Here is a 26,373-nt window from a genome sequence, read left to right as displayed (position 1 = left end):
CGCTCGCGCAGTCGCCGCCGTCCTCGCACGCCGCGCCGAGCGGGGCGCGCTCGTGGAAGAGCAAGGCCGAGGCCGTCGGCACCGGCACGCCACCCGGCCGCTCGAGCTCGTCAGGCTCCCAGCGCAGCACGCCGCAAGGCCCATTCCTCGAGCCACGAGCTTTTTCCATGAGATGCTCTCCAGCCCTCCCGATCAGAGGTTTCAAACAAATTCTGGCAATTCGCAGCCATGACACGCAATGGGCCACACCCGTGATTCAGCGGGAGCGCTCCCGTCCGGCCCATCGCTTTTTTGGCTCATGACGCGTGAAGCCCCCTTTTCGCCGTCGCCGGCTGTGCAATGGATCTGCGCGTCGATGCCGCTCGTCTTTCTGCCAGGCGATCTCCGCTTCTTCCTCTGGGACGACACGGCCGTGGATCAGCTCGCGGCCCGGTCGCTCGGCGCGACGACCCCGGCGGAGGCGGTCGTGGTCTCCGAGGCGGGCCGCGCCGTGAAGAGGGCTGGGCAGGCCGCGCCGCTCCTCGACGGCCTGTCCGCGCTCGCCAGCATGGCCCAGGACGACCTCGGGCGAGCTCCGCCGTCCGTCGCCGCGTGGAGCCTGGCGAGCAAGCTCGCGCTGGATCTCGTGGTGCGGGAGCGGGTCGTGCCCCGCGTGGTGCCGGCCGGCGCCGCGCGGGAACGCACGGAGGCCCGCTGGGCGGTGTCGCTCGCCGCCCCGGAGGACGCCGCGCGCGTCGCGGCGCTCGCCCGCGCCATGCCGCCGGCCGCGCACGCGGTGCCGGCGGGCGCGCAGCAAGCCAGCGGCGACGGCGGGCACCCCCGCGGGCCACGCGCCGCGGAGGTCTGGTCCGCGGAGGCCCTGCTGCGCTCCTTCCTGGACGCCGCGGCCGACGCGCTCGCGCGCGGCGGCGCCGCGGATCGCCCGGCGCGCGCGCCGCGTCCGGCGCACGCCCCGTGGGAGCGCCGGCTGGTGGTCGCCCTGACGGGCCCGCGGCGCGCCTTCGCCGCGGAAGGGCTTGCCGAGCGCGCGCTCGTGGCCGATCTCGACGCGTGGGTCCGGCCCGCGCTCGGCGCGTGCGACGCGCTGCGCGCCTGCTTCCGGCTGGAGCTGCCCCAGGGCGACCGCGGCTTCGTGCTCCGCTTCCTGCTGCAGGCGACCGACGATCCGAGCCTGCTCGTGCCCGCCGCCGACGTGTGGAAGACCCAGGGACGCACGCTGAAGGCGCTCGGGCGCGCGTTCTCCGGCGCCGAGGAGGTCCTCCTCGGCGCGCTCGGCGCCGCCGCGCGGCGCTTCGCGCCGATCGCCCGGGCCCTCGGCGAGGCGCGGCCGGAGCGCCTGGACCTCGCTCCCGCGGAGGCGTGGGACTTCCTCGCGCAGGCCGCGCCGGCGCTGGGCGAGGCCGGGTTCGGCGTGGTCGTGCCGGGCGAGCTCCTGGCCTCGGGGCAGCGCCGCCTGCGCCTCCGCATGCGCGTCGGCGCGGCGCGCCGCACCGCGGGCGTCGTCGCGGGCAGCGCCGGGCTCGGCCTCGACGAGGCGCTCGATTTCGCGTGGGAGGCGGCGCTCGGCGACGAGGCGCTCTCCGCGCGCGAGCTCGCCGCCCTCGCGCGGCAGAAATCGCCGCTCGTCCGGCACCGCGGGGCCTGGGTGGTCGTGGTCCCCGAGGAGCTCGCCGAGATAGCGCGGCGCCTCGAGGCCGGCGGCGGCCGCATCTCGGCGCGCGAGGCGCTGGAGGGCGCGCTCGCGGGCGAGACCCGCGTCGACGGCCTTGCCGTCCCCGTGGTCGCCGAGGGCGCGCTCGCGCGCGCGATGGAGCGGCTCCGCTCGGGCGCCGAGCGCGCCGCCGCGCCGCCCGCGGGGTTCGTGGGGACGCTGCGCCCGTACCAGGCGCGCGGCATCGCCTGGCTGCAGACGATGGCGAGCCTCGGCCTGGGCGCCTGCCTGGCCGACGACATGGGCCTCGGCAAGACCGTCCAGCTGCTGGCGTTCCTTGTCGGCCGGCAGGCGGCGGCGCCCGAGGACGCGCGCCCGACGCTGCTCGTCGCCCCGACGTCGGTCGTCGGCAACTGGGAGCGGGAAGCGGCTCGCTTCGCCCCTGCCCTGCCCCTCGTGCGGCACTACGGCGAGGGGCGCGCCCGCTCGGCCGAGGAGCTCGCTTCGCGGGCGTCCGGCGCGAGCGAGCGGCCCGCCGAGGGCGGCGATGGCGGCGCGCGCCGCGCGGGAGGCGGGCTCATCCTGACCACGTACGGCCTGCTCCGCCGCGACGCCGCGGCGCTCGCCGGCGTGGACTGGGCCGCGGTCGTGCTGGACGAGGCGCAGAACATCAAGAACGCCTCGTCGCGCACCGCCCGCGCCGCGCGCGCGCTCCGCGCCCCGCACCGCGTCGCGCTGACCGGAACGCCCGTCGAGAACCGCCTCGCCGAGCTCTGGTCGATCCTCGAGTTCGCGAACCCCGGTCTGCTCGGCCCGCTCGAGGCGTTCCGGCGCGCCTACGCGGTGCCCATCGAGCGCTACGGCGACCGGAAGGCCGCAGAGCGGCTCCGGCGCGTCGCCGGACCGTTTTTGCTGCGACGCATCAAGAACGATCCCGCCGTGCTTCAGGACCTTCCGCCGAAGGACGAGGCCAGGGTCTTCTGCACGCTCACGCGCGAGCAGGTGACGCTCTACCAGGCGGCGCTCGACGAGGCGATGCGCCGCATCGAGGAGGCCGAGGGCATCGAGCGGCGCGGGCTCGTGCTCTCGCTGCTGACGGTGCTCAAGCAGATCTGCAACCACCCGGCGCAGTGCCTCGGGGAGGCGGGGCCGCTCGCGGGCCGGTCCGGCAAGCTCGCGCGGCTCACCGAGATGCTCGAGGAGGCGCTCGCGGCGGGCGATCGAGCGCTCGTGTTCACGCAGTTCCGCGAGATGGGCGACCGGCTGGTCCGGCACCTCGCGCCTTCGCTCGACGCGGAGGTCCTCTTCCTGCACGGCGGCACGCCGAGGCTCGCGCGCGACGAGATGGTGCGGCGGTTCCAGGACGATCCGCGGGGGCCGCGCGTGTTCGTCCTCTCGCTGAAGGCCGGCGGCGCGGGGCTCAACCTGACGGCGGCGAGCCACGTGTTCCACTTCGATCGCTGGTGGAACCCCGCGGTCGAGGACCAGGCGACGGACCGCGCGCACCGGATCGGGCAGCGGCGCGCGGTGCAGGTCCACAAGCTCGTCTGCGCGGGCACCGTGGAGGAGAAGGTCGACCGGATGCTGGAGCAGAAGCGCGATCTGGCGGCGCAGGTGGTGGGCCAGGGCGAGGCGTGGATCACCGAGCTCGACGACGCGGCGCTGCGCGAGCTGTTCGCGCTGTCGAGGGACGCCGTGACCGGCGCGGGCGAGCTGGACGATCGCGAGGAGCCGGAATGAGCCCGCCGGCGCGATGGGCGCCGTTCCACCGGGAGGCCGGGCCGAAGCCGCCGCCGCTGGCGCGAGGCATCCGGATGAAGCGGGCCGGCACGACCTGGTGGGGCAAGCGCTGGGTGGAGGCGCTGGAGCGGATGGCGCCCGACGACGCGGGCCGCCTCGCGCGCGGGCGCACGTACGCGCGCACGGGGAGGACCCACGATCTCACGGTGAAGCCCGGCCTCGTGACCGCGCGCGTGACCGGCTCGCAGCCGAGGCCGTACAAGGTGATCCTCACGCTCGCGCGGCTCGACGACGCCACCTGGGCGAAGGCGATCGCCGCCATGGCGAGGCGGGCGAGCTTCGCGGCGGAGCTCCTCGCGGGCCAGATGCCGCAGGACATCGAGTCCGCGTTCCAGAGCGCCGGGACGAGCTTGTTCCCGGAGCGGCCGGAGGACCTCACCACGGCCTGCTCGTGCCCCGACATGGCGAACCCCTGCAAGCACGTCGCGGCGACGCACTACGTGCTCGGGGAGGCGTTCGACAAGGACCCCTTCCTGCTGTTCGAGCTGCGCGGGCGCACGCGCGAGCAGGTGATCGAGGCGATCCGCGCCGCGCGGGGCGCCCCCGCGCGCGCCAAGCGGGCGGGCGCCGGCAAAGGCGCCCCCTGCGCCGGAGACGCACCGGCGATCGCGACGGTGACGCCCGGCAAGATGGCGGTGAAGGACTACGACGCCTGGCGCGAGGCGCCGCCGGCGCTCGACGTGGCGCTGGAGCCGCCCGCGGCCCACGCGGCGCTCCTGTCGCAGCTCGGCGCGCCGCCAGGCTGGACCGAGGAGCGCTCTCCGGCGGATCTCTTCGGACCGCTCCTCCGGGCGGCGTCCGAGCGGGCGCGGGAGATCGCGATGGCGGAGGGCGCGCCGCGGGGGCGAGGGCGCGGCTGAGCCGCGCGTCAGCAGTTCCGCGCGGCGGGGGCCCCCGCCCGGGACGCGGCGGCGCGCACGGCCGCCCGCTCCGACTCGGAGAGCACGACGTTCAGCTCGAGCACGTCGCAATCGCCGCTCCGCTCCACGTTCACGCTCACCTGGTCCAGGTCGATCCGCTCGTACTTCGAGATGACCTGGAGCAGCTCCTGCTTGAGCCGCGGCAGGTAGTCCGGCTCGCCCGTCGGGCGCACGCGCTCGCGCGCCACGATGATCTGCAGACGCTCCTTCGCCACGGTCGCCGACTTCGGCTGCGACTTACGGAAATAATCCATGATCGACATGGCAGAGCTCCCTCAGACGGTCGCCGCCTGGCCGCCAAAAATCCGGCTGAAGAACCCCTTCTTGGCCGGCTCCAGGAAGCGGTGGGGGCGCTCCGCGCCAAGGAAGCGCTGGACCACGTCGAGGTAGGCCTGCGCCGCGTCGCTCGTCGGATCGAGCACCACGGGCGTCCCGGCGTTCGACGCCTGGAGCACCGCCGGCGACTCCGGGATCACGCCGAGCAGCGGGATGCCGAGGAGCTCCAGCACGTCCTGGTGCGCCAGCATCTCGCCCTTGGCGACGCGCGCCGGCGCGTACCGCGTGAGCAGGAGGTGCGTCTTCACCGCCTCCTCGCCGAGCTCCGCCCTGCGGGTCTTCGCGTCCAGGAGGCCGAGCACGCGATCCGAGTCCCGCACCGAGGAGACCTCGGGGTTCGTCACCACGATCGCCTCGTCGGCGAAATACATCGCCATCTGCGCGCCCCACTCGATGCCCGCCGGCGAGTCGCAGAAGATGTACTCGAAGCCCGCGCCGCGCAGCTCGTCCAGGATGCGCCCGACGCCGTCAAGCGTGAGGGCGTCCTTGTCCCGCGTCTGCGACGCGGGGAGCACGTACAGCGAATCGAGCCTCTTGTCGCGGATCACCGCCTGGCGGAGCGTCGCCTCTCCGCGGATCACGTTGACGAGATCGTAGACCACGCGCCGCTCGCACCCCATCACGAGATCGAGGTTGCGGAGCCCCACGTCGAAGTCGATGGCGATCGTCTTGCAACCGACGGCCGCGAGGCCGGACGCGAGGTTTGCGGTCGTGGTGGTCTTGCCGACTCCGCCTTTGCCCGAGGTGACGACGACTACCTTTGACACCAGAAACCTCCTTGAGATGGTTCGAGAGACGTGGCCTGTCCTACGGCCGAGCCCGCGCGGATGCCCACCTCCCGGCGTTGAGGAGACGCCGTCGACGTGATGGGAGCTCGGCGCCCACCCGATTCCATTGAGGCCGGGGACGCGCTCGACTGGGTACGTCATCGCGAACCGAACGAACAACTTTTTCGCGACGAAACTTGCAGCGTAACCCGGCCGGCGATCTGGAGCCAAGTTACCTACATGTAGGTGCGCCCTGCCGACGCGCCGTGGTACGGCGAAAGGGAAGCCACGTTCACGCCCGTCACGAACAGCCGGGTCCTCGTGTCGATCGCCGAGGCGTTCGGCGTCGAGATCGAGTCGTTCGGCTCCCAGCCCGACCCGGCGCTCACCACGGGCGCGCTCAGCGAGCTCACGTAGGCATTCTCCACCTCCTTCCGCGACGGGCGGCGACCTGGCAGAGACGCACCGTCGGCGCGAGGCGAGGTGTGTAATCGTGCTTCCATGGCTCGTCTGCGCCTGGTGCCTTCAGCCGAGGGCTCCCACCTCGCCTTCACGCCGCTCCTCATCGGCGATTTTCCGTGCCTATTGACAGTCACTTCGTCGACGTCGTATCTCAAAATTGCAAACATGGGTTTCAGGATGCCCACGACGTTGCAATGCGCCCGTCGAACCGACATGGTGATCGTTTATCGCAGATGTCGGCGGCACTGTAGGGAGACCAGGACGCTTGTGAGACTCGCGTCCCAGATCTCGGCATCGTGCTCGCCGACCGCCGAGGAGGGAATGTCATGAAGATGACAGGACGACGCTGGATGACGGCCCTCGGGCTCATGCTGATGACGGCGGCGTGCGCGGCAGAGGACGCCCCCCAGTCGGACAAGCCGACCGAGGAGATCGCGCTGATCAAGCGAGACCGTACTCCGCTCACCGAGTTCACGCCAAAGGAGCTCGAGGAGACGGTCGACAACCTCATCGGCGCGATCAACCAGAGTGGGCTCGAGCCGATTCAGATGGTGGTCCTGCTGAAGCACCTCTCCACCTTCTTCGAGCCGATCGCCACCGGCGCGAACCGAGCCATGGGGGAGCTCGAGGCCGTGGGGAACGTGCTCGGCCCCAGCACGCAGATGACGACGGACGACGGCACGGCGTCGCAGAACCTCCAGAATCAACAGATCGCGAACGCGATAGAGGATGGCGCCCAGGGCCTCGGCGTATCGCCCTACGATTCCCTCAACGAGGCCGCCATCAAGGACGCCGTGGCGGGGGGGCTCCACGTGGTGACGTTCGACACCGACCTGAAGGACTCGGGGCGCACGCTCTACGTCGGGGCCATCCAGGAGAAAGCCGGCAAGTTGGGGGCAGAGACCCTGATCAATCTGCTACCGAAAGGGCCAGGCACGGTGGTGGTCCACGGCGACACGTCAACGCAGTGGTACGACGGGTCCCAGCGAACGTTCGGCGTCCTGGATGCGCTCGGGAAGACCGGTTACACGGCGCAGGTGGTCCAGGCCGTCTTCATCAACGGTCAGGAAAGCTTTGACCTCGATCAGCTGAAAGCCCTGATCCTGAACGCGGACCCGCCCGTCGTGGGCATGATCGGCGTGTTCAACATCTCGTATCGCTGCGTGATGGCCGCAGAAGCCGCCGACAGGCTGGACATCCCCATCGTCACGTTCGACTTCGATCCGAAGACCGCCGAATACATGCAGAAGAAGCGCATCAAGGCGACGATCGTCCAGCGGCAGTACTACGAGGGGTACCTCGTGCCCTACATTCTCTATGGCATCCAGCACATCGGCCTCGACGCGACGAAGCAGATCCTCCGTCCGCTGATGGTCGACGAGAACGGGATGGTCGACGAGCACCGGGTCAACATCGGCGTCGACGTGGTCCCGCAGGACAAGTTCGACGAATACAACGATTTCCTCGACCAGATCGGCTCGATCCAGTAGCGGCGCCGTGGATGGCGGCGGGCTCGCGGGGAGGTTCCACCCCTGTGCCGCGGGGGCCGTGGGGTAGACTGGGCTGATGACCGTCATCCGCTTCTATCGCTCCGGCGACGCTCACGGGTTCTTCTCCAACTTCTCGCGCCACCCGGTCACGCTCAAAGGCAAGGTGTGGCCCACGAGCGAGCACTACTTCCAGGCCCAGAAGTTCCCCGGCACCGAGCACGAGGAGGCGATCCGCAACGCCCCCGGCCCCGGCGAGGCGGCCCGCATGGGCCGGCAGCGGAGCCGCCCGCTGCGCCGCGACTGGGAGCAGGTGAAAGACGACGTCATGCGCGAGGTGGTGCTGGCGAAGTTCACCCAGCACGAGGATCTCCGGCGCGCCCTGCTCGACACCGGGGACGCGGAGCTGGTCGAGCACACCGCGAACGACGCCTACTGGGCCGACGGCGGCGACGGGAGCGGGCGGAACATGCTGGGCATCATCCTGATGGAGGTCCGCGAGCAGCTGCGCCGCTGACGCGTCAGAGTGGCTCTCTCTCCCCGGACGGCCCGGGGATCGCTGGCGATGGGCAGGACGCGCGTGGCGACCGGGGCATGCGCTTCCCGGCTGCTCAGGCGCTTTGACGGAGACGCCTGAGCCGGTCGGGTGTACCACAGCGCACGTCCATGAGGAGAACCCGCCTGTCCATGCGCCCAGCGTTTCCCAGACTTCTCACCATGGCCGGGCTGGTCGCGCTCGCGTCCTGCGGAGGGCCCCCCGCGGCGACGCCGCCGCGCTCGGCCCTGGCCCCGGCGCTCGCGGGGACGGCGCCGCCGGGCGGCCCCGAGATGCCGCGAAGCGTGGAGTCGCTCGTCGACGTCATCCCCGGCGACGCGGTGCTGGTGGCGAGCGTCCCGCAGGCCGGCGCGCTCCTCGCCGGCGTTGCGCCGGCCATCCGGGAGGAGCTCCTCGCGGCGGTCCTGGCGCGCCAGCCAGGCCTGAACCCTGAGCTCGCCCGAGATCTGATGGCGTCGTTCGACGGCGCCACGGTGTTCGTCGGGGGCGAGGCGGCTCCACGCGAATCCCTGGGGGCGATCGTCGAGAACGGCTGCGTGGCGGCGCGGTTCCGCGACGGAGCCCCGGTCGAGCGGCTGCTGAAGGAGCTGCCGCGCGAGGCCGGCGAGGGCAGGTTCGCGCTCCGAGGCGACGAGGACGACGTGATCGCCCACGGCGCGTGGCTCGCCGAGGCGCGGGTCGCCCTCGTCTGCGCCCGGCCAGAGCCGCTCTCGAGGGCCCTGCGCGTCGCGGGGCAGCGCGAGCCGTCGTTCAAGACGTCCTCGCTCTTCCAGGCCAAGCGCGCGAAGGATCCCTGGCTCGCGATCGACCTCCACCGGCTGCAAGGCGGCGGCGCGACCGGCCCCGAGCCCGGCTCGCGGCTCTTCATCGCCGTTCCCATCCACCAGGACGCGCCCGGGCTCCACGTGGAGCTCGAGCTTTACGGACCGGAAGTTCCCGCGCTCGGCACGGTGCTCGCCGCGACGGACCATGCCGCCGTGGCGAAGCTGCCCCAGGGAGCGCTTGTGACGTTCGGGCTGTCCCTTCAGCGGTCGCCGGGAAAGACGGTGAGCGATGTCCTCGGCGCCTTCGACGGGTTCGCCGGCGAGCCCACCGCGGCGGCGGCCGCGGCCGCGCTCGCCGAGGTAGGGCTCGAGCTCGGCGATGTGGACAGGGCGCTCGGCGGCGAGGCCGCGGTCGGGATCTACCGCGATCCGAAGCACAAGCTCGGCCTCGCAGGCGCCAGGCGCGCCGAGGCGCTCAGGCACAGCGCCGTGCTGATCGCGCTGGCGACCGCGGATGAGGCAGCGCAAAAGAAGGTGTTCGGCGCGGTCGCCGCGCACATGAAGCGGACAACGAAGAAGCTCAGGGCCAAGCCTGGGTCGCTCGCGCAAGATCTCGATGACGGCAACGAGCTGAGGGCCGAGACCCGGCCTGGGTTCGTCCTGATCGGCGCGGGCGACCGGCGCTACCTCGCCCAGGTCGCCGCGCGCTTCGGGAAGGACAAGGAATCGCTGGCCGCGACCCCGTCGTTCGCCGAGGCCCGGGCGCTCGCGAAGGGCGCCTCGCATCTGCAGCTGTACATCGACCGTCAGGCGTTCGCGGGCCTGCTCGAAGGCCCTGTGGCGGCGAGCTTCGGCGCGCTCGGCGCATCGCCGACGCTGGTGTCGCTCGCGCTCGCGCCGAGCGACCGCGGGCTGGATCTCACGCTGAGCGGCCATGGCGGGGTCGAGATCCTCGGCGCGAGCGCCGCGCTCGCCGTCGCCGGCGTCAGGCGTTACATCAACTCCGCGAAGGCAGCGGCGGCGGACGGGCGGGAGTAGCGCGCGGGGTCCGCGCCCGGTGCGCGTCGCCCCGGACAGCGATGCTCCGCTGAAGATGGCTGTCGTGCGACCGAGGCTTCGCGCTCAGAACTCCGCCACGCGGAACGTTTGCGCGCCGACCGCCCCGAGCGGTCCGCTCCCTCTGACGAACTCGCCGAGCCCGTCGATCCGACCTTCGACGGCGCTGCTGCTCAGCGTGCCGCTCAGGTAGAGGAAGACCTCCCTGAACTCCGCGGTATCGACCTCGGTGACCTCGTACGAGCCTTGCAGCGCGGAAGGGGAGAGCTCGATCGCGTGCTCGAACCCGGCAGCGTCGGCCTGCGTGGCCCTGAGCGTGACCTCGAACGACTCGTCGAACGCGCCGTCTTCCGTCGAGAAGGCCATCGGGACATCGATCTGCAGGTGCTCGGCGCAGCCGATATCCGGCCCCACTCCGCTCCCGTCCATTGATCCCACGAAGCGCGCGGCGACGATCTCGCCCACGGAGAGCGTCGCTGTTGTGCTGCCGCCCTTCGCCCAGGTGAGCGGGGCGGAGCGCTCTCCGGAGGCGACGGAGAGCACCTCTCGCGCAGAGAAGCCCAGCGGGGAGACGTCGTCGGCGCCGATGTCCTCCCCACCCTTCCCCTCACACCCTTCGTCGTGGACTCCGCCGATCTGGCCGCTCTTCGGGCTGCCGCCGACGCCATCGACGCACCCGAAGAGCCCAACGCTCATCACCGCCCCACCAAACCAAGAAAGCCAGCGCCGCTCGCTCATGTTCAAGACCTCCTGCGGCCTACCTTGCGTTCGTCGTCGGCGCGACGCCAGGTCAACTTCGCACATTCCATAGGGCAAAAAGGCCTCCCCATGTGCGAATATGCGATACGTGGACCATGAATCCCTTGCAAAAGAGCTGATCCGCGCCCTGCGCGGCCGGCGCTCGCAGCTCGCCTTCAGCCGCCGGCTCGGCTTCCGCACCAACGTCGTTTACACGTGGGAGTCCGGAAGGCGCTGGCCGACCGCGGCCACCTTCCTCGTCGCCGCGCGGCGCGCGGGGGTCGACGTCGCGGGGGCGGTGAGGCGCTTCTTCCCGTCGCTGCCCGCGTGGCTCGCGCGCGCCGATCCAGCGTCGGCCGAGGGCGTCGCGGCGCTCCTCTCGGAGATGCGCTCCATGTCGCCCATCGTCGACGTGGCGCGGCGCGCGGGCAGGAGCCGCTACGCGGTCGCGCGCTGGCTCTCGGGCGAGGCCGAGCCGCGGCTGCCCGACTTCCTGCGGATGGTCGAGGGCTGCTCGCTGCGCCTGCTCGATTTCGTGGCGCTCTTCGCCGACCCGGCGGCGCTCCCGGCGGCGAGCGCGGCGTGGCGCACGCTCGAGGCCCAGCGCCGCGCCGTCTACGAGGAGCCGCTGCTCCCCGCCGTCCTGCTCGCGCTGGAGCTGCCGGCCTACCGGGCGCTGCCGCGCCACGAGCCGGGGTGGATCGCGCGGCGGCTCGGGTTCCCCGTCGAGGACGAGGCGCGCTGCCTGGATCGGCTCGCGGAGGCCGGCCAGATCCGGAGGAGCCGCGGGCGGTGGACCGTCGCGCCGATCCGGACGGTGGACACGCGCCCGGATCCGGACGCGGAGCACCGGCTCAAGTGCTTCTGGGCCGGCGTCGGGCTGGCGCGGCTCACGCGCAAGGCCGAGGGGCGCTTCTCGTTCAACGTCTTCACGATCTCCGCGGCCGATCTCGAGAAGCTCTCCGAGCTCCACGTGAGCTATTTCCAGAACATGCGCGCGGTGATCGCGGAGTCGCGGCCGCCCGAGCGCGTCGTCGCCGTGAACCTGCAGCTCTTCCCGCTCGACGGAGGCTGAGCCGGCTGCGGACACCGCGGCGCCGCGCCGCCGCCCCGGGAAGCCCGCGACTCACCGAGCTTCCACCGAGCGGCCTGCGCGGCTCATACGATGGCGAACGCCCGGACCGGGAACGTGCCGAAGGCGCGGACCTTCACCGGGACGGCGAAGACGCGGGCTCCGGCGGCGGGGAGCTTGTCGAGCCCGGTCATGTGCTCGCAGATCGGGATGTCCGCTCCGAGCAGGAGGGAGTGGACTGGCCGCGCGGGATCGGCCGTGTCGTCGATATTGTAGGTGTCGACGCCCACGAACACGGCGCCTGCGCCGGCCAGGAGCCGCGCCGCGTCCCGCGTGAGGTACGGGTGTCCTTCGAAATAGCGGTCCGTGCGCCAGTGAGCGCTCCAGCCCGTGCGCACGAGGACGGCCTTCCCGGCGAGATCGAGCCCGTCGAAGGCGTCGGCGTCGATCGCTCTGCCGGACCGGCCCCGCGCCTCGACCACCACGCTCTCCAGATCGGCCAGCGATTCGAGCGGCAAGCCGGCGAGATCCTTGCCGTTCGGATAGCGATGAAACGGGCTGTCCACGTAGGTGCCCGTGTTGGCGACCATGTCGATTCGGCCGATGTGGAACTCGACGCCTTCCGCGTAAACGCCGCGGGACTGCTCGCGCGAGAGGAAATCGCAGACGACGGGCGCCGGCACGCCCTTGTACGTCGTCATGCCGTGCTCGACGGTGTGGCTCAGGTCGACGAAGGTTCGTGAGACGGGGGTGGTCACGGTCGGCTCCTCGGAAGGGGCTCCACGCGGCGGAGCCTCCTGTGCGCCCGGTCGGGGGCCCCGAGCCGCCGCCAGTTTCGCGGGAGGGCGCGAGGAGATCCAGAAATCGCGAGCGAGCGGGTCAAGTTGACATGTGCTCACATGCGCCGATAGAGTGCGAGCGCGGCGATACCTGGCCCGATGGTTCACGGGGGCGAGCGTCGTGCATGGGTGCCTCGGCGGGGGCCGGGCGTCGTCGCTGGAGTGGTCACGGGAACGGAGCGTCGCGGGGGGGTCGAGATCGCCCGCGTGGAGAGGTGGATGTCTGGGATGAGTCGAACCATGCCGCGCCGCGCGTTCGTCCTGTCGGCGCTGCTGCTGTCCACCTGCGCCGCGGCGGGCTGTCGTTCGAAGAATGGCAGCGAGAACCCGTCCGCCGCTCCGGAGCGGGCGGCGGCGCCGGGGGGGTCGGCGCAGGAGGCGGCGGCCGCCTCCGCGCAGCAGCCCCCGCCGAAGCGGGCCGCGGTGGTCACGATCGCGAGGGAGCAGCAGGCCACCTGGGTGCGCAACTTCAACCCCCTGCTCCCCGAGGGGAGCGCGCGCTTCCCGACGGTCGCCGGCATCTACGAGCCGATGCTCGTCTACAACACGATGCGGAGCGATTACACGCCGTGGCTCGCGACGAGCTACGCGTGGAGCGACGCGAACAAGAAGCTCACCTTCACGACCCGCTCCGGCGTCAAGTGGTCGGACGGACAGGCGTTCACGGCGAGGGACGTCGCGTTCACGTTCGCGCTCATCAAGAAACACGCGGCGCTCGATCTCGCCGGGGTGTGGAGGTTCCTCGGCGCCGTGACGGCGATCGACGACACCACCGTCGAGTTCACGCTGCGGCGGCCCTATGTCCCCGGGCTCAGCTACATCGGCCACCAGCCGATCGTTCCGGAGCACGTGTGGAAGGACGTCGTCGATCCGGTCGCGTTCGCGAACGAGAACCCCGTGGCGACAGGGCCCTTCACCGAGGTGAAGGTCTTCCAGAACCAGGTGTACGAGCTCGGCAAGAACCCGCGCTACTGGCAGGAGGGCAAGCCGGCAGTCGATGGGCTGCGCTTCCCGGCGTATCCGAGCAACGACCAGGTCACCCTGGCGCTCGTCAACGGCGAGATCGACTGGGCGGGCGCGTTCGTGCCGGACATCGAGCGGGTCTTCGTCGCCAAGGATCCGGCCAATCATCATTACTGGTTCCCGCTCGTCGGGGGCACCGCCACGCTGTACCCGAACGCCACGAAGAAGCCGTTCGACGACGTGCGCGTGCGCAAGGCCATCAGCATGGCGATCGACCGCGACCAGATCGTCAAGCTCGCGGCGGACAACTACACCCATGGCGCGGACGCGACGGGGCTGGACGACTCCTACGAGCGGTTTCGCAGCGAGAAGGCGGTGGAGGCCGGCGACTGGGTGAAGTTCGATCCGCAGCGGGCGAACCAGATCCTCGACGAGGCGGGCTATCCGAGGGGCGCGGACGGGATCCGGACGAGGCTCGGCAAGCCGATGCACTTCGAGATCAACGTCGTCAGCGGCTGGTCCGACTGGGTCCGCGCGGTCCAGATCATCACGCAGAACCTGGAGAGCGTGGGCATCGCCGCGTCGATGAAGACCTACGACTTCAGCGCGTTTTACGCGGCGCTGCAGAAGGGCCTGTTCGATCTGTCGATGGGCTGGACCAGCGTCGAGCCCACGCCGTACAATTTCTACCGCGATCTGATGAGCGCAGATCTCGTGAAGCCGCTCGGCGAGGTGGCGCCGCGCAACTGGCACCGTTTCGGCGCCAGGGAGGCCGACGTGCTGTTCCACGCGTTCGAGTCCGCGACGTCCCCTGCCGATCAGAAGCGCATCCTGGACGGGCTGCAGATGATCTTCGTCCAGGCCGCGCCGGTGATCCCGCTCTTCAACAACCCGTCGTGGGGTGAATACAGCACGAAGCGGTTCACCGGCTTCCCGACGATGGAGAACCCGTACGCGAAGCTGACGCCGAACAACCCGCCGGAGTACCTGCTCGTCCTGACCGAGCTCCGCCCCAGGTAAAGAGCGGCGGGTGGGAACGGCGCTACAGCCGCGTGACCACGAGCCCGTCGTTCTGCACCGAGATGCGGGCGGGCTTGCCGCGGTGCTCGTCGGGGATCTCGTCGGCCATGAGGTAGCGGCCGGCGATCGAGACGAACTCCGCCTCGAGGCTCATGCAGAAGATGCTCGCGTCCGCGTTGTTGTGGGCGCCGGCCATGGCGCGGCCGCGGAGCGGCGCATAGACGTGGATGTTGTCGTTCGCGATGAGCTCCGCGCCGGAGCTGACCGGCGAGAGGACCACGAGGTCGCCGTGCGGCACGTAGATGACCTGCCCGCTGCGCACCGGCTGCCGCACGGTGAGCCCCGCCGGCGGCGGCTCCCCGGCCGCGTCCGGCGGCGGCGCGGCGTCCCTCGGGCGGCGGGCGGGCGCCGCCGCGCCGCGCTCCGCCGCGGCGGCCCCTGGCGCGCTGCGGTCCGGCGCGGGCCCTACCGCCACGGGCCCCGGCGTGGGGGTGCTCCCCTCGGCCGGCCCAGCCTGGCGCGACGAGCGCGTGAGCGGCGTCCGCAGCACGCCGAGGCCGGCGGCGACGGCCCGCTCGCGCTGGGCGTCCGTCGGGTTGCGCACGGCGATGGGCACGAGGTTGTGCTTCCTCAGCAGCCCGGCGAGGGCGCCGAGGTCGACGGGCTCGTCGCCGAGCTCCGCGAGATCGAGCAGGATCGGCAGGTGCAGGAAGAAGTGCGGCATCTGCGAGATGTGGTCGGCGAGCTGACGCTCGACGGCCGAGACATTCGCCGTCTTCAGACAGAGCATCGTGATGGCAGGCATCGTGCCCTTGAGCGCAAACGCCTGCTGCTCCTGCCGCTTCTCCCCTCGCCTGCCCGACACCATCGCTGTCCTCGCTCGCAAAAAGGTGCTTCCGCGGCGGCACTCTAACCCGGATCTGGGGGCTCGCGCGGGAAAAACCGCTGAGGTTCCGGGCCTCCCCGCGCTGCCGGCGCGCCGCTGCCTGCGGCCGGCGCGCCGCCGCTTGGCTGGCCGCCTCGCGCGGTGCTAACGGTGGTTTGGCCATGCCGACCGCGCGCCGCGCCTCCGTACTGCGGCTCGATCCCCCTCCCGCCTCGTCCTCCGCCTCTCCCTCTCCCGCGTCCCCGCGCGCGACGCCCCGGCCGGTCGACGCGCTCGATCACCACTTCGCGCTGGAGGTTCCGCGCGTGTTCTCCGAGGCGGAGCGCGCCACGCTCGTCGCAGGGGTCCGCGCAGCCAAGGCCGAGTGGACTGCCGACTTCGGAGGCGAGCAGTTCTCGCTCGGGCGCGCCTTCTACACGCACCTGGAGCAGGGGAGCTCCCGGGTCTATTTCGCCGACGCGGCGGCCTCCGACGCCCGCGTCGAGCGCCACCTCCCCGGGCTCCAGCGCCGGATGCGCGAGCTCGTCGCGGCGCTCACCGGCGGGCTCGCGCAGCCCCGGCGCGGCTTCTGCGGGCCAGGCGTCCACATCTTCCCCGCGGGGGAGAAGGTCGCGCGTGAGGGCGGCGTCGTCCACTTCGACACGGAGGGGCTCTCCGACTACCACCTTGCCCGCCGGCTCCGCGCGATCACGGTCGTCGTGATGCTGGAGCTCCCCGACGCGGACGGGGGGCTCAAGCTCTGGGACGTCCTCTACGACGGGCGAGACGACCCGGGCGACGAGGCGCTCTCCGCGCGGAGCCTCGTCGCCGGTTACAGCCCTGGCGGCGCGCTGGTCATCGACAGCTACCGCCTGCACCAGATACAGCCGTTCCCGGGCGATCGCGACCGCATCTCCGCCACGGTGCATGCGGCCGAGATCGACAGCGGCCGCTGGGAGACGTGGTTTTAGAGCGACAAGCGGGTTGAAACCGACTGAAACGAGCAAAATTTCGAACCGCCAAGCGCGCCAAGGACGCCAAGAAACAGACTCTTGGCGTCCTTGGCGCGCTTGGCGGTGTATTTCTCGGTGGAGAGGCTGGAGCGCGCCGAGGCGCCGGTGGCGCGGCGCTCAGTCGCTCGCTCGCCCCGACGCCCCGAACGCGTGCCGCAAGTGCGGCCCGATGCGCCGGGCGATGACGAGATCGACCAGGGGCGGGGCGAACGCCTGCAGCAGCAGCAAGATCCGCGTGGACGCGCCCATCACGGCCCTCGTCCTCCTCGCGAGCAGGGAGGCCAGCACGAAGTCGGCGACCTTCTCCGGCGGCGCGAGCGTGCTCCCCGCGCGGCGCCAGAGATCTGCAAAGGGGCGCTCGGCGGCTGTGTCCGCCGGCGCCGGGCCGACATAACAGAGGCGCTCGGCCCGCCCCTCGACGGCAAGCTCGCGGTTCACCGCGCTGCAGAAGCCCGCCAGCCCGGCCCGCGCGGCCACGTCGACCGAGTAGTACGGCAGCGCGAGGGTCCCGTCGCCGAAGCCGCCGAAGAGGGCGATCACGCCCCCTGGGCGCAAGCGCGGCAGGAAGGCGCGCGCCACATGGATCGGCCCCGCGAGATCGACGGCCAGCTCCGCTTCGATCTCCTGGTCGGTGTGCGCGTCGAGCCCCTTGCGCACGTCGACGCCGGTCGCGCACACCACGTGATCGACCGGCCCCACGCGCGCCGCCACGTCGCGCAGCTGCGGCGCCGCGAGCGCGGCCGTGTGGTGGGCCGCGCCGTACGTCTCCGCGAGCCGAGCGAGGCGCGCGCCGTCGCGCGCAACGACGACGACCTCCGCGCCCTCCCTCACCAGGGCGCGCACGACGGCCTCGCCCAGCCCGCCCGTGGCCCCGACCACCGCGACCCGCTTGTCGCGGAAGCTCCGGCCGGTATTGACCTTCGGAGCCCGAAAGCGCGCGAGCGCCTCGGCGCCGAGGACCAGCCCCGCCCCCCAGAACATGACCTCTCCGGCCCCGATGAGCCCGGCGGCGAGGGCGGCCCTCCCCCCGACCGAGAGCGGGAGGAAGGGCACGACCAGAAACGCCGAGAACCAGACCGGAAACGAGCCGATCACCGAGCCCCAGGCGAGCGCGCGCAGGACAGCCTTGCAGCGAGAGGACGGCGTCACGGAGCGCTCCCCTCGGTCAGCTGCTGAAGGCGACGGATGACCTCGATCCGTCGCTCGGGTGGCAGCGGGTCCAGCCCGAGCAGCTCCGCCATCCAGAGTCCGTCGACGGCGAGCCGGACGACCAGCGCGTCGATGGGACAGATGCCGTCGTGGGCGAGCCGCTCCGCCCACGCACGGTAGCGCTCGCGCAGCGGCTCCAGCAGGTGGGGCGCGAGCGCGACGGCCGCGAGCAGCGCGGCGCTTGTCCGGTCGGGCACGTCGCCCTCGACGGTGGCGCGCAGGTAGGCGCGCGCGAAAGAGCCCGGTTTGCCGTCCTCGAGCTGCGCGAGCCGGCGGTCGAAGCCGGCGACGAGCGCCTCCACGAGGCCCCCGACGAGCGCCTCCTTCGAAGCGAAGTGATAGAGCAGTCCGCCCTTGCTCACCCCGGCCTCGGCCGCGACGGCATCGAGGGTCATGGCGTCGCTGCCGTCGCGACGAACGACGACGGCGGCGGCGGCAAGGATGCGGTCGCGCTGGCTGATCCGCGGCATATCGTTACTGTACCGTCCAGACGGTTCAGTTTCAAGGGGCAGCCTGACAAGCCCCTCCGAGCGAGGCACGGCGCCTCGTCGGAACCGGTCAGCCTGACAAGCCCCTCCGCGCGAACGGCCTCAGACGATCTTCCGCAGGTAGTGGAACTTGGGATCCGTCAGGTCCTCGACCGTCAGCGCCCAGCCCTTGTCCCGCGGGATCAGGTAGATGACATCCGACTTCACGCTGGCGAAGCTCACGTGACCGAGGTTCTGGAGGATGTGGCCGAACATGTCGCGGCGCCACAGGCCGTCCTTGGGGATGCCGCAGACCGTGCGGAGCATCCGATCCGCGGGTGAGCCCTGGACCAGCAAGAACGCCATCGTGAAGCTCAGGTACCGCGGCTGCCCGCGGTACACCTCGGGCGTCCCGGAAGGGCCCTTGCGCGCGTCCTCCTCTCCAGCTGGCGCGCGCCGCGTGCTCGCGCCAGCGCACCGGCAGCGGAGAGCGACAGCCTGGTCGGCCGGATAGATGAAAGTGACCGTACAGGTCACATCAATCCCATCGCCCCCCTCGAAGGCCATCCGCCCAGATCTGTTCCAAGCATCGCCCTGTGAGCAGCCCAGACGCATGCGCGGCGTCGGCGCTCGTTCAGCCTCCATCCGAGCCGCGAATGCGGAGCGCTCTGACATGACGAACCTGGTGAGTTCGACAAGTCTCTCGCCCTGCCAGTCGGACTCATCCTGTGCGCGCGAGACGAGCTCACCAGGCATCGAGAAACATCACCGGAACAAGGGAGGGACACATGGCCCACAAGGGGTTCACTCTGAGCACGGCTTTCGTGAACACGGCCAGCCACGCCCAGAGCTGCGAGTCGATCTGCGTCCAGACGATCCAGCACTGCCTCCATATGGGAGGCTCGCACGCGGAGCCTTCCCACATGCAGCTCATGCAGGATTGCGCCAAGATCTGCGAGACGACCGCGACGTTCCTGATGCGCGGCTCGCCGCAACACAGCCAGGTCACGGCCGCGTGCGCGAGCATCTGCGAGCTCTGCGCCCGGAGCTGTGACAAGTTCACGGGTGACGCGCAGATGAAGGCCTGCGCCGACGAATGCCGCCGCTGCGCCGCCGCGTGTCATCAGGTCGCGCAGATGCGCCCGGGCGGGGCGGCCGGCGCGGGACACCAGAGCGTGCCCTGAGACCGGCCGGGGCGCCGCGCGACACCAGCCCCCCACGTCGGCGAGCTCGGCCCGCTGCACATCGATTCATTCGGCGCGCTGGTCGCGTTCGCGATCTTCGTGGGAGTACAGGTCCTCAAGAGACGCTCGGTCCGCGCGGGGCTCGATGTCGACATCTCCGGCCGGCTGCTCGCTTGGGTGCTCGTCGGTGGCTTCCTCGACGCCCACCTGGTCTACCGCCTCGTCTCCTTCCCGGCCGGCACGCTGGCCGATCCCTGGAGCCGCGCTTCGATGGACGAGAACTGATGCCGCGCACGAGGATCGTCTGTGGCCCTGGAACGCACAACGAGGCGGCCGCTTCGCTCCTTCACCGGGGCGATCGAGCCTGGCGCGGGAACTTCCGTCCTCCCGGCGGCCTTGAAGCCCTGGCATGGCGCTTGCGCACTCATGGGGTGTTGGCCCGGATCGGCCCGAGTAAGGAGCCCACCATGTTCATCCCTCCATCCATTCACGGTTCTCTCCTCCTTTTGTTCGCCTCCTCCGTCCTCGCGGCGGGTTGCGTCGTCGACCCGTCGTCCGATGCGGGCGAGCCCGTCGGTGATACTTACCAGAGCTTCGATGAATGGAAGGCCAGCCTCCCGCGCGATCCGAACGACGGCGCTTATCTCGTCGACGGCGACATCGGCGTTCACGACGACGTGACCCTGAAGGAGCTCTCCGTCGAGTACCAGCAACCGGGGGCGCTCATCGTCAACACGCGCGGCGACGGGAGCGATGACCGCTGGAGCGACGAGCAGAAGATGAACCTGACGTATTGCGTCTCTCCGCGCTTCGGCGACGATCATGACGCGGTGGTCGACGCGACGCGGTCGGCCGGGTCCGCCTGGGCGAGCGCCGCCGCCGTCCGCTTCGTCTACGAGCCCGACTACGACGAGGCCTGCGAGTACTACGAGGAGCATCCCGTGCTGTTCGAGGTAGTCCCCGCCAGCGGCACCACGTACAACGGGCGAGCGTTCCTTCCGAGCATGGTCGCGCGGGGGTATCACCAGGTTTTCATCAATCTGGAGAACATCGCTCGGGCCGCCTCGAAGACGCTGACCGGGGTCCTCCGGCACGAGCTCGGGCACGTCCTCGGCTTCCGGCACGAGCACGCCCGGCCGGAGGGCAACGGCGCCTGCACAGAACGTCCCGGTTGGCGGGCGCTCACGCCGTATGATCCGGGGTCGGTGATGCACTACAACGCGCAGAGCCGGTGCGAGGGCACCAACGGGGGAGACTACGTGCTGACCTGGCTCGACAAGGCTGGGGCGGCGACGCTGTATGGCGAGCCTTGATGAGCTCCTCCGCGACGGGTGACCGCTGGCGGCCGGTCTCCAGCGAGCGAATGGACAAGACGAGCACGCATTCGCGCTGGCCTCGGGGCGGGTGGTGGCGGTGCGGCCCGGCTTCTGATCCGTCGCTCGCGGAGCGCGTCGCACCGGGTCAAGGTGGCCTCAGGCGTGGCGTAGAGGCTCGTCAAGGCAACGTTGTGGCCGCACGGGTCACATGCATCTTGCCCGGATGGCGCCGCCCGCCAGCGCTTCGACGTTCGCGCAAGCTGGGTTGCTCGCGTCCGCCTGCGCCACGCCTCTCATGAACGTGGTGGTCCGAGCAGCGTGGAGGCGAAGTCCAGGAAGACCCGCACCCTGGGGATGACGTGCCGCGGGCTGTGGTAGAGCGCGTGGATCGGACGCTCGTCCACGGCGAACTCATCCAGCACGGTGACCAGCGCCCCCGACGCGAGCTCGGGCGCGATCATCAAGTCGAAGACCCAGGCGAGCCCGGCGCCAGCCACGGCCAGCGCCTTGAGCGCGTCGCCGTCGTTGACGCTGAGAGAGCCGGTGGGCTCGAACCGGAGCGTCCCGCTCTCCGCGCGGAAACGCCATGGCACGACACGGCTCTCGCGGACGAACCCGAGGCAGCGGTGCCGCTGGAGGTCCTCCGGCGTCGCCGGCGACCCGCTCCGGCTCAGGTACGCCGGTGAGGCGCACACGAGCATCCGCGTGACGCCGAGCCTCCGCGCCACGACCTGGGCGTCCCGGAGGTGCCCGATCCGCAGGCTGACGTCGACCCCCTCCGCTGCCGGGTCGATCACCGCGTCCCGCAGCCGGAGATCGAGCTCGATGCGTGGATGCTGTGCCAGAAAGCCTGGCAGCGCGGGCACGAGCACGAGCCTCCCGAGGACCGCGGGCGCCTCGACGCAGAGGCGCCCCTCGGGGATCCCGCGGGCGTGCGCGAATGACTGCTTCGCGGCCTCCAGCTCCTCGAGGATGCGCTGGCACCGCTCGAGGAAGGCGCGGCCCTCGTCGCTCAGCCGGAGCGCGCGCGTGGTTCGGTGGAACAGCCGGACGCCGAGCTCGCCTTCGAGCTGCGCGATGCGCCGGCTCGCCGCCGAGGCGGTGATATGCAGCGACCGCGCAGCGCGGGTGATGCTCCCGAGCTCCGCGACCCGCACGAAGGCCTCGATGTTCGCCAGGGAATCCACGGCGGCCACGCTACCACGCCATCGAGGGGCGCCTTGGATTCGTGCGCGCCGCGCACGAGTCATGTTCGCGGGACGAGATCGACCCGTCGCCGCGCGCCGGGTATCCCTGCTCATGCGGCGGGCGCCTTCTGACCAGGTGAGGCGAGGCGCCAGCACGACCCCCAATCCTCAATCGCAGAGCTTCATTCATGCAGACATTCCAGGACAGCGCAGCAGCACTCACGCGGAAGGCAGCGCTCGGCGGCATCGCCGTGATGGTGCTGACCAGCGTGCATCACGCGATCGGCGCCGTGGTCTACAGGACGCCCTGGCGCCTGCACATCGCTTTGCTCAGCGTCCCGACGATCGCGGTGATCCTCGGCGCCCTCGCCATCCACCGCCGCCGCGCGGGCGCGCCAGCCGGGCGAGCTTCGTTCCTCGTGCTCGTCGCCGTGCTGGCGCTCATTCCGATCGCCTGGATCGGGGTGTACGAGGGCCTCTACAACCACGTGCTGAAGGACGCGCTGTACTTCCTCGCACCTCGGTCGCCGGCGCTCCTGCGCCTCTTTCCACCGCCAACCTACGTGATGCCGGACAATGCGATCTTCGAGATCACGGGTGTCCTTCAGGTCATCCCGGCATGGGTCGCCGCCGCGGCGCTCGCGCGACGCCTGCTCGACCTCCGAAGGTGAGCGGGTCTTCAGGGCTCGACGTGGATCTCGCCCATCATGCCGCGCTCAGTGTGCTCGAGGATATGGCAGTGATACATCCACATGCCCGGCTCATCGAAGCGCGTCACGATGCGCACGGTGGACCGCTGCGGCAGGATCACGGTGTCCTTGTTGGCGAGCTCTTCGTCGGCCACCGGGACATCGTCCCTGGCCAGGACCTGGAAGAAGAAGCCGTGCAGGTGGAACGGGTGGTCCATCTCCGCGTCGTTCTTCAGGTCATAGACATGGACCGATCCCTTCTGGACGTCGATCGGCGGGACGTCCGGAAACGCCTTGCCGTCGATCGTGAACGTCAGCTTGCCATCGACATACCCCTCGTCAAACGTGATCGTCGCCTCCGCCGGCCCGCCCGGCAGCCGCTCGATGGCGGGGCCCGTCTCGGGAAGCGTGCGCCCGGACAGCCCGGGCCCCTCGCCGATCCGCACCCTGGCGAGCGGCATCGGCTCGGCCAGTCCGGTGTGGTGCCCGCGCTCGTAGGGCTCGTTCATCAGGGTGAGCTCCGTTCCCGGCTCGCCGTCGGCGATCAACAGCACGTCGTAGCGCTCGCCGGGAGAGACCAGGAGCCTCTCGCTATCGTACGGCTTCGGGATCAGCCCGCCGTCGGTGCCGATGACGCGGAATGTGTGGCCTGGGAGCGCCAGGTTGAAGAAGCGCCCGTTCGCGACGTTGACGATCCGGAGACGCGTGAGCTCGCCCGGTTGCACATCGAGCGCTGGCATCACCTGGCCGTTGACGAGCACGACATTGCCCTCGCGGCCCATCATGATCGTGTCGTCGTCGAGCTCTTCATTGAAGGTCCCGTCCTTGTTCAGGAACACGTCCCCGAGCACGGCGATCTTCTCGACATCGGCTTCCGGCTCGTTCGGTCCGCGCACGCGGATCAGGCCGAAGAGACCCTTCTGGATCTGCTCCGGCTCCATCACGTGCGGGTGGAACCAGTAAAACCCTGCGTCCCGCAGCGTGAACTGGTACGTGAACGTCTCGCCTGGCGCGATCGGCTCCTGCACGGCCATCACGCCGTCCATCTCGTTGGGCACCCGGACGCCGTGCCAGTGGATGGTCGTCTCTTCTGGCAGGCTGTTCTTGAAGTGGACGATCAGCGTGTCGCCCACGTTCGCCTCGATAAGGGGCCCGGGGACCGCACCGTTGTAGGACCAGACCGTGGTGGTCGTGCCCTCCAGGTAGGTCTTCTCTGCCTCCTTGGCCTCGAGATCGACCTCGACGATCCTCGGATCGGGGTTCCTGTCGGGCGCGGCGGCGGGCTCGCCCCAGGCATCGGGCACGGGCGGCTCCTCCACCCGCTCGGCGGCGCACCCGGCCGCGAGCAGCGACAGCGAGGCGATGCCCCAAAGAGCACGAGAAAGCCGTATCAAGGCTCGATCTCCTCGTCGGTGGGGTTGCCGGACAACTCGTTCGAGTACCCGGAGTAGACCTCGCCCACCTTACAGCGCAGACGGTACGTGTACTCCATGTCCTCCGTCGCTTCGGAATCCATGTAGGCCTTCTTCGATCCTGCGACGGTGAAGGTGACTGCGTAGTCATTCATCGGGTCCTTGCGCTCGGCCTCGATCTCATCGCACTCCGGCTGCAGCACCCACTCGACGTGAAGCACGTCCAGCATCGGCATCACGAACGACAGCACCGGCGCGTCGGGCGCCGTCGCTTCAGGCCCGCCGCCGCTCCCGCCTCCCTCTCCAGTACCGCCGTGCCCCCCTGTGCCGCTCGCGGCTCCCGCACCGCCGCCACCTCCCGTGGCGCCGGCGGAAGAGCTCTCCGTCTCCGAGCCTCCGCAGGCGGCGAGGGCGAGGCCGACGGCGGCGAGGCCGATGAGTCGAGAGTAAGCCATGGCTGTGTCTCCCTGCTGGTTCCTGGTGTCCCCCGAATGTGACCCATCTGGTCACAGCGGCGAGGTGCAGCGGGACGCCGCCGCTCGTTCTAGGCACCAGCGGGCCAGGCGTGACGCGCGGACACGTTTTTTTTCGCCTGCCGCGCCCAGAGGCGGACGCCCGGTACGTTCTTCGATCCGTCCGCACACCAGCAAGGCGCACGGCCGTGCTGGCCTCCAAGGCTGTCGCGGGGTTGCGCGACGCTGGAGGAGCTCGTTCCCGAGGCAGGCGAGCGAGCCTCGGCGCTCGATGTAATGGGGCGGAGACTCGTCAGTTCGGGGCCCGCAGCTTGCTCCACGCGTCAGGGATCCCGCCAGAAACACCGGTCGATGACGAGCGGTCGCCGGAAGCAGTAGCGATTTCGACGGCTTCCGCCTGTTTCGCCGCCGAGGGCGGCTCCGGTGTGGCCCAACGGGGCGCCCTTTGCCGTCGCGTCGTCCGCGGTCGAGGGCCCGCGGCATCACCGATCGAGGTCGGCTCCTGGCCTGGCGGCGCAGCGCCGAGGGATTCTCCTCCGCTCGCCGCCCTGTTGCCGGGCCCTTCGACGCGCTGCGGCCTGTTTCGGGATCACAGCGCCGCGGCGTGTGGCGAAGCGATCCTGGGACGAATTTCGGAAACGCCGTACTAGTCACTGCCCGCAGGCGCAGTGCCGCTGCGGCTCGTAGGCGAGCGTGGCGGGGTTGGTCCCGCAAAACGTGAGGTACCAGGGGGCCTGCAGCGGGCCGCCGGCCTCGGCGAGGAGCGTATAGGTCTCGGGCTCCGTCCCGAGGTTGTAGACGCGGAGTTGCCCCATCGTCGTGGGGGCGCCGCCCGAGATTGGCACGTACAGACCGTTCGGGCCGAAGACCAGCGCCTGCGCAAAAGCGCGGGGCTGACCGATCTGCCAAAGAGGGATCGAATCCACGAGCACGGCCTGCGCCCGGCCGAGCACGTCGAAGACGAGGATTTGGTCGATGGTGGTTGCGATATTGGTGGTGTCGCGAAAGCTCGTGACGTACAGCTTCCCATCGGGGCCGAAGGCGAGGCCTTCCGGGCGGCGGAGGGTGGGGAACATGGCGCTGTCCGCGACAATCCCGAGGAAGGCGCCCGTATCCGGGTCGAAGCGTACGATCCAGCCCACGTTCATATTCGTGTAACTGAAGACGGAGGCATAAAGCAACCCATCCGGTCCAATGACGAGGCTGCGCGGGCCGAGGACCTGTGGGGGATCCGTGTTCGGGTCCGACGGGAAGGCCGCGCCGTTGAGGACCCCGCGGAAATCTCCCGTCTTGGCGTCGTACATGCGGATCCCGCCGGGGTGGAAATCCGGTTCGTTGTCGCCCGCGTCGGCTACGAATAGAATGCCCTTGTAGATGATGGTGCCCCGTGGCGCGAAAGCCCCGTTCGGATCAGTCGAAGGGACGAAGACATCGCGGAGCTTGCCGTTGTTCTTCCGGTAACGGAAGATCTCTCCATTGATGCCCTCGCCTTCGGTCGCATCCTGATCCACGACGTAAAGATTGGGGTTCGCGCCATTCTTTCGGTTGAATACCATCCCGCGTATCGAGTTTGGTACGACCTCTCCCGGCCGAATGAACGAGCCTTCATACGTGCCCGAGTACGGGTCGAACATCTCGATTTGGTCGGCCGTGCCCTCATCGTCGCCGACATAAAGGCAATCCGGCAGAGGACCTCGATCACGAGCAGCGCTCTGCGCTTCGCCCGTCACCGGCTCCTCGACGCCCTCCTGCGCGCAGGACGTCATCGCGCCCGCGGCAACGGCAATCACGATCGGAAACAATCGTCCAATGCGCAAAGAAAAAACGCATATCCACCCTCCGTCCGCAGCCGCACGTGCAAACAGCGAATGTGTGAGGGCTCTCATGCTAGTGGCGATGGAGGGAATGACAATGAAGAATTCGCCGAAGTAGTTATCCGTGGTGGAAAGCGTCTGCGTCGATCGCCGCGCGTTCAAGACGTCCTCGTTCCGAAGATTCAATCATCCCACGGCACGAGCTGGCCAATGTGAGCATACCCGCGAGAATTGAGGGACCCCCGCGCACGGAGATGAAGGGACGCGCAGCGTCGAGCGAGGAACTCGCGCGTCAGAGGGGATGCCGTCGTCG

General features: G+C 70.4%; 25 protein-coding genes. 12 read left to right on the top strand and 13 right to left on the bottom strand.

Annotated elements, in window-relative coordinates:
* Window positions 1–355 precede the first annotated feature (355 nt).
* Together WME82_RS18730 and WME82_RS18725 are read left to right on the top strand one after the other, a co-directional pair.
* On the top strand, window positions 356–3,391 hold the full coding sequence (locus WME82_RS18730) for an SNF2-related protein (protein WP_438043946.1): 3,036 nt from the start codon (window positions 356–358) through the stop codon (window positions 3,389–3,391).
* Window positions 3,388–4,311 (top strand): SWIM zinc finger family protein, encoded by a 924-nt coding sequence (locus WME82_RS18725; RefSeq protein WP_438043945.1) that lies wholly within the window; start codon window positions 3,388–3,390, stop codon window positions 4,309–4,311. The genes WME82_RS18730 and WME82_RS18725 overlap by 4 nt, the downstream gene beginning before the upstream one ends.
* An 8-nt stretch (window positions 4,312–4,319) precedes the next feature.
* On the opposite strand, the gene minE is transcribed toward WME82_RS18725, so the two are convergent.
* The 3 genes from minE to WME82_RS18710 all read right to left on the bottom strand — a co-directional run bounded on the left by minE (window position 4,320) and on the right by WME82_RS18710 (window position 5,887).
* Window positions 4,320–4,634: a cell division topological specificity factor MinE gene (gene minE, locus WME82_RS18720; protein WP_437767850.1), complete on the bottom strand. Its 315-nt coding sequence runs from the start codon at window positions 4,632–4,634 to the stop codon at window positions 4,320–4,322.
* Window positions 4,635–4,646: 12 nt separating this feature from the next.
* Window positions 4,647–5,474 (bottom strand): septum site-determining protein MinD, encoded by an 828-nt coding sequence (minD, locus tag WME82_RS18715; protein ID WP_437746851.1) that lies wholly within the window; start codon window positions 5,472–5,474, stop codon window positions 4,647–4,649.
* Window positions 5,475–5,710: 236 nt separating this feature from the next.
* On the bottom strand, window positions 5,711–5,887 hold the full coding sequence (locus WME82_RS18710; RefSeq protein WP_438043944.1) for a hypothetical protein: 177 nt from the start codon (window positions 5,885–5,887) through the stop codon (window positions 5,711–5,713).
* 375 nt (window positions 5,888–6,262) lie between these two features.
* On the opposite strand from WME82_RS18710, the gene WME82_RS18705 reads away from it, so the two are divergent.
* The 3 genes from WME82_RS18705 to WME82_RS18695 all read left to right on the top strand — a co-directional run bounded on the left by WME82_RS18705 (window position 6,263) and on the right by WME82_RS18695 (window position 9,781).
* Complete coding sequence (locus WME82_RS18705; protein WP_438043943.1) at window positions 6,263–7,426, top strand: sugar ABC transporter substrate-binding protein; 1,164 nt, start codon at window positions 6,263–6,265, stop codon at window positions 7,424–7,426.
* Window positions 7,427–7,502: 76 nt separating this feature from the next.
* Window positions 7,503–7,940, top strand: coding sequence for an NADAR family protein (locus WME82_RS18700; protein ID WP_438043942.1), 438 nt, complete (start codon window positions 7,503–7,505; stop codon window positions 7,938–7,940).
* 200 nt (window positions 7,941–8,140) lie between these two features.
* Window positions 8,141–9,781 carry a hypothetical protein gene (locus WME82_RS18695; protein ID WP_438043941.1) on the top strand — a complete coding sequence of 547 codons (1,641 nt, stop codon included), beginning with the start codon at window positions 8,141–8,143 and terminating at the stop codon, window positions 9,779–9,781.
* Between the two features lie 84 nt (window positions 9,782–9,865).
* Here WME82_RS18695 and WME82_RS18690 read toward each other — a convergent pair whose 3' ends face one another.
* Window positions 9,866–10,495, bottom strand: coding sequence for a hypothetical protein (locus tag WME82_RS18690; RefSeq protein WP_438043940.1), 630 nt, complete (start codon window positions 10,493–10,495; stop codon window positions 9,866–9,868).
* A 142-nt stretch (window positions 10,496–10,637) separates the two neighbouring features.
* On the opposite strand from WME82_RS18690, the gene WME82_RS18685 reads away from it, so the two are divergent.
* Window positions 10,638–11,612 (top strand): DUF4423 domain-containing protein, encoded by a 975-nt coding sequence (locus tag WME82_RS18685; protein ID WP_438043939.1) that lies wholly within the window; start codon window positions 10,638–10,640, stop codon window positions 11,610–11,612.
* An 83-nt stretch (window positions 11,613–11,695) separates the two neighbouring features.
* Here WME82_RS18685 and WME82_RS18680 read toward each other — a convergent pair whose 3' ends face one another.
* Window positions 11,696–12,367: a cyclase family protein gene (locus tag WME82_RS18680; protein WP_438043938.1), complete on the bottom strand. Its 672-nt coding sequence runs from the start codon at window positions 12,365–12,367 to the stop codon at window positions 11,696–11,698.
* 321 nt (window positions 12,368–12,688) lie between these two features.
* Here WME82_RS18680 and WME82_RS18675 point away from each other — a divergent pair, with 321 nt between their 5' ends.
* Window positions 12,689–14,431 (top strand): ABC transporter substrate-binding protein, encoded by a 1,743-nt coding sequence (locus WME82_RS18675; protein ID WP_438044905.1) that lies wholly within the window; start codon window positions 12,689–12,691, stop codon window positions 14,429–14,431.
* Window positions 14,432–14,453: 22 nt separating this feature from the next.
* Here WME82_RS18675 and minC read toward each other — a convergent pair whose 3' ends face one another.
* Window positions 14,454–15,299: a septum site-determining protein MinC gene (gene minC / locus WME82_RS18670; protein ID WP_438043937.1), complete on the bottom strand. Its 846-nt coding sequence runs from the start codon at window positions 15,297–15,299 to the stop codon at window positions 14,454–14,456.
* 179 nt (window positions 15,300–15,478) lie between these two features.
* Here minC and WME82_RS18665 point away from each other — a divergent pair, with 179 nt between their 5' ends.
* Entirely contained in the window at window positions 15,479–16,267 is a 789-nt protein-coding gene (locus tag WME82_RS18665) for a hypothetical protein (protein WP_438043936.1), read from the top strand.
* 159 nt (window positions 16,268–16,426) lie between these two features.
* Here WME82_RS18665 and WME82_RS18660 read toward each other — a convergent pair whose 3' ends face one another.
* The 3 genes from WME82_RS18660 to WME82_RS18650 all read right to left on the bottom strand — a co-directional run bounded on the left by WME82_RS18660 (window position 16,427) and on the right by WME82_RS18650 (window position 18,522).
* Window positions 16,427–17,458, bottom strand: a complete 1,032-nt coding sequence (locus WME82_RS18660; protein WP_438043935.1) for an SDR family NAD(P)-dependent oxidoreductase — start codon at window positions 17,456–17,458, stop codon at window positions 16,427–16,429.
* On the bottom strand, window positions 17,455–17,988 hold the full coding sequence (locus tag WME82_RS18655) for a TetR/AcrR family transcriptional regulator (protein WP_438043934.1): 534 nt from the start codon (window positions 17,986–17,988) through the stop codon (window positions 17,455–17,457). The genes WME82_RS18660 and WME82_RS18655 overlap by 4 nt, the downstream gene beginning before the upstream one ends.
* A gap of 120 nt (window positions 17,989–18,108) precedes the next feature.
* A complete protein-coding gene (locus WME82_RS18650; protein WP_438043933.1) occupies window positions 18,109–18,522 on the bottom strand; it encodes a hypothetical protein in 414 nt (137 codons plus the stop codon).
* Between the two features lie 287 nt (window positions 18,523–18,809).
* Here WME82_RS18650 and WME82_RS18645 point away from each other — a divergent pair, with 287 nt between their 5' ends.
* The 3 genes from WME82_RS18645 (at window position 18,810) to WME82_RS18635 (ending at window position 20,482) form a co-directional block, all read left to right on the top strand.
* Window positions 18,810–19,169, top strand: coding sequence for a four-helix bundle copper-binding protein (locus WME82_RS18645; RefSeq protein WP_438043932.1), 360 nt, complete (start codon window positions 18,810–18,812; stop codon window positions 19,167–19,169).
* 99 nt (window positions 19,170–19,268) lie between these two features.
* On the top strand, window positions 19,269–19,454 hold the full coding sequence (locus tag WME82_RS18640; RefSeq protein ID WP_438043931.1) for a hypothetical protein: 186 nt from the start codon (window positions 19,269–19,271) through the stop codon (window positions 19,452–19,454).
* Between the two features lie 182 nt (window positions 19,455–19,636).
* The gene (locus WME82_RS18635; RefSeq protein WP_438043930.1) at window positions 19,637–20,482 is read left to right on the top strand and encodes a hypothetical protein; all 846 of its coding nucleotides are present in this window, start codon (window positions 19,637–19,639) and stop codon (window positions 20,480–20,482) included.
* Between the two features lie 296 nt (window positions 20,483–20,778).
* On the opposite strand, the gene WME82_RS18630 is transcribed toward WME82_RS18635, so the two are convergent.
* Entirely contained in the window at window positions 20,779–21,672 is an 894-nt protein-coding gene (locus WME82_RS18630) for a LysR substrate-binding domain-containing protein (protein WP_438043929.1), read from the bottom strand.
* A 188-nt stretch (window positions 21,673–21,860) separates the two neighbouring features.
* On the opposite strand from WME82_RS18630, the gene WME82_RS18625 reads away from it, so the two are divergent.
* The gene (locus WME82_RS18625) at window positions 21,861–22,343 is read left to right on the top strand and encodes a hypothetical protein (RefSeq protein ID WP_438043928.1); all 483 of its coding nucleotides are present in this window, start codon (window positions 21,861–21,863) and stop codon (window positions 22,341–22,343) included.
* 8 nt (window positions 22,344–22,351) lie between these two features.
* Here the strand turns inward: WME82_RS18625 and WME82_RS18620 are convergent, their stop codons facing one another.
* The 3 genes from WME82_RS18620 to WME82_RS18610 all read right to left on the bottom strand — a co-directional run bounded on the left by WME82_RS18620 (window position 22,352) and on the right by WME82_RS18610 (window position 26,222).
* Window positions 22,352–23,755: a multicopper oxidase family protein gene (locus WME82_RS18620; RefSeq protein WP_438043927.1), complete on the bottom strand. Its 1,404-nt coding sequence runs from the start codon at window positions 23,753–23,755 to the stop codon at window positions 22,352–22,354.
* On the bottom strand, window positions 23,752–24,228 hold the full coding sequence (locus WME82_RS18615; protein ID WP_438043926.1) for a hypothetical protein: 477 nt from the start codon (window positions 24,226–24,228) through the stop codon (window positions 23,752–23,754). Before WME82_RS18615 ends, WME82_RS18620 begins: the two co-directional genes overlap by 4 nt.
* Before the next feature lie 668 nt (window positions 24,229–24,896).
* Window positions 24,897–26,222, bottom strand: a complete 1,326-nt coding sequence (locus WME82_RS18610) for a hypothetical protein (RefSeq protein ID WP_438043925.1) — start codon at window positions 26,220–26,222, stop codon at window positions 24,897–24,899.
* Window positions 26,223–26,373 lie beyond the last annotated feature (151 nt).

This window comes from Sorangium sp. So ce128, assembly GCF_051525245.1.
In the GTDB taxonomy this organism is placed as follows: Bacteria; Myxococcota_A; Polyangia; order Polyangiales; family Polyangiaceae; genus Sorangium; species Sorangium cellulosum_B.
Note: the sequence above shows the minus strand (reverse complement) of the source record. Positions and strands in the feature narration are given on the sequence as shown.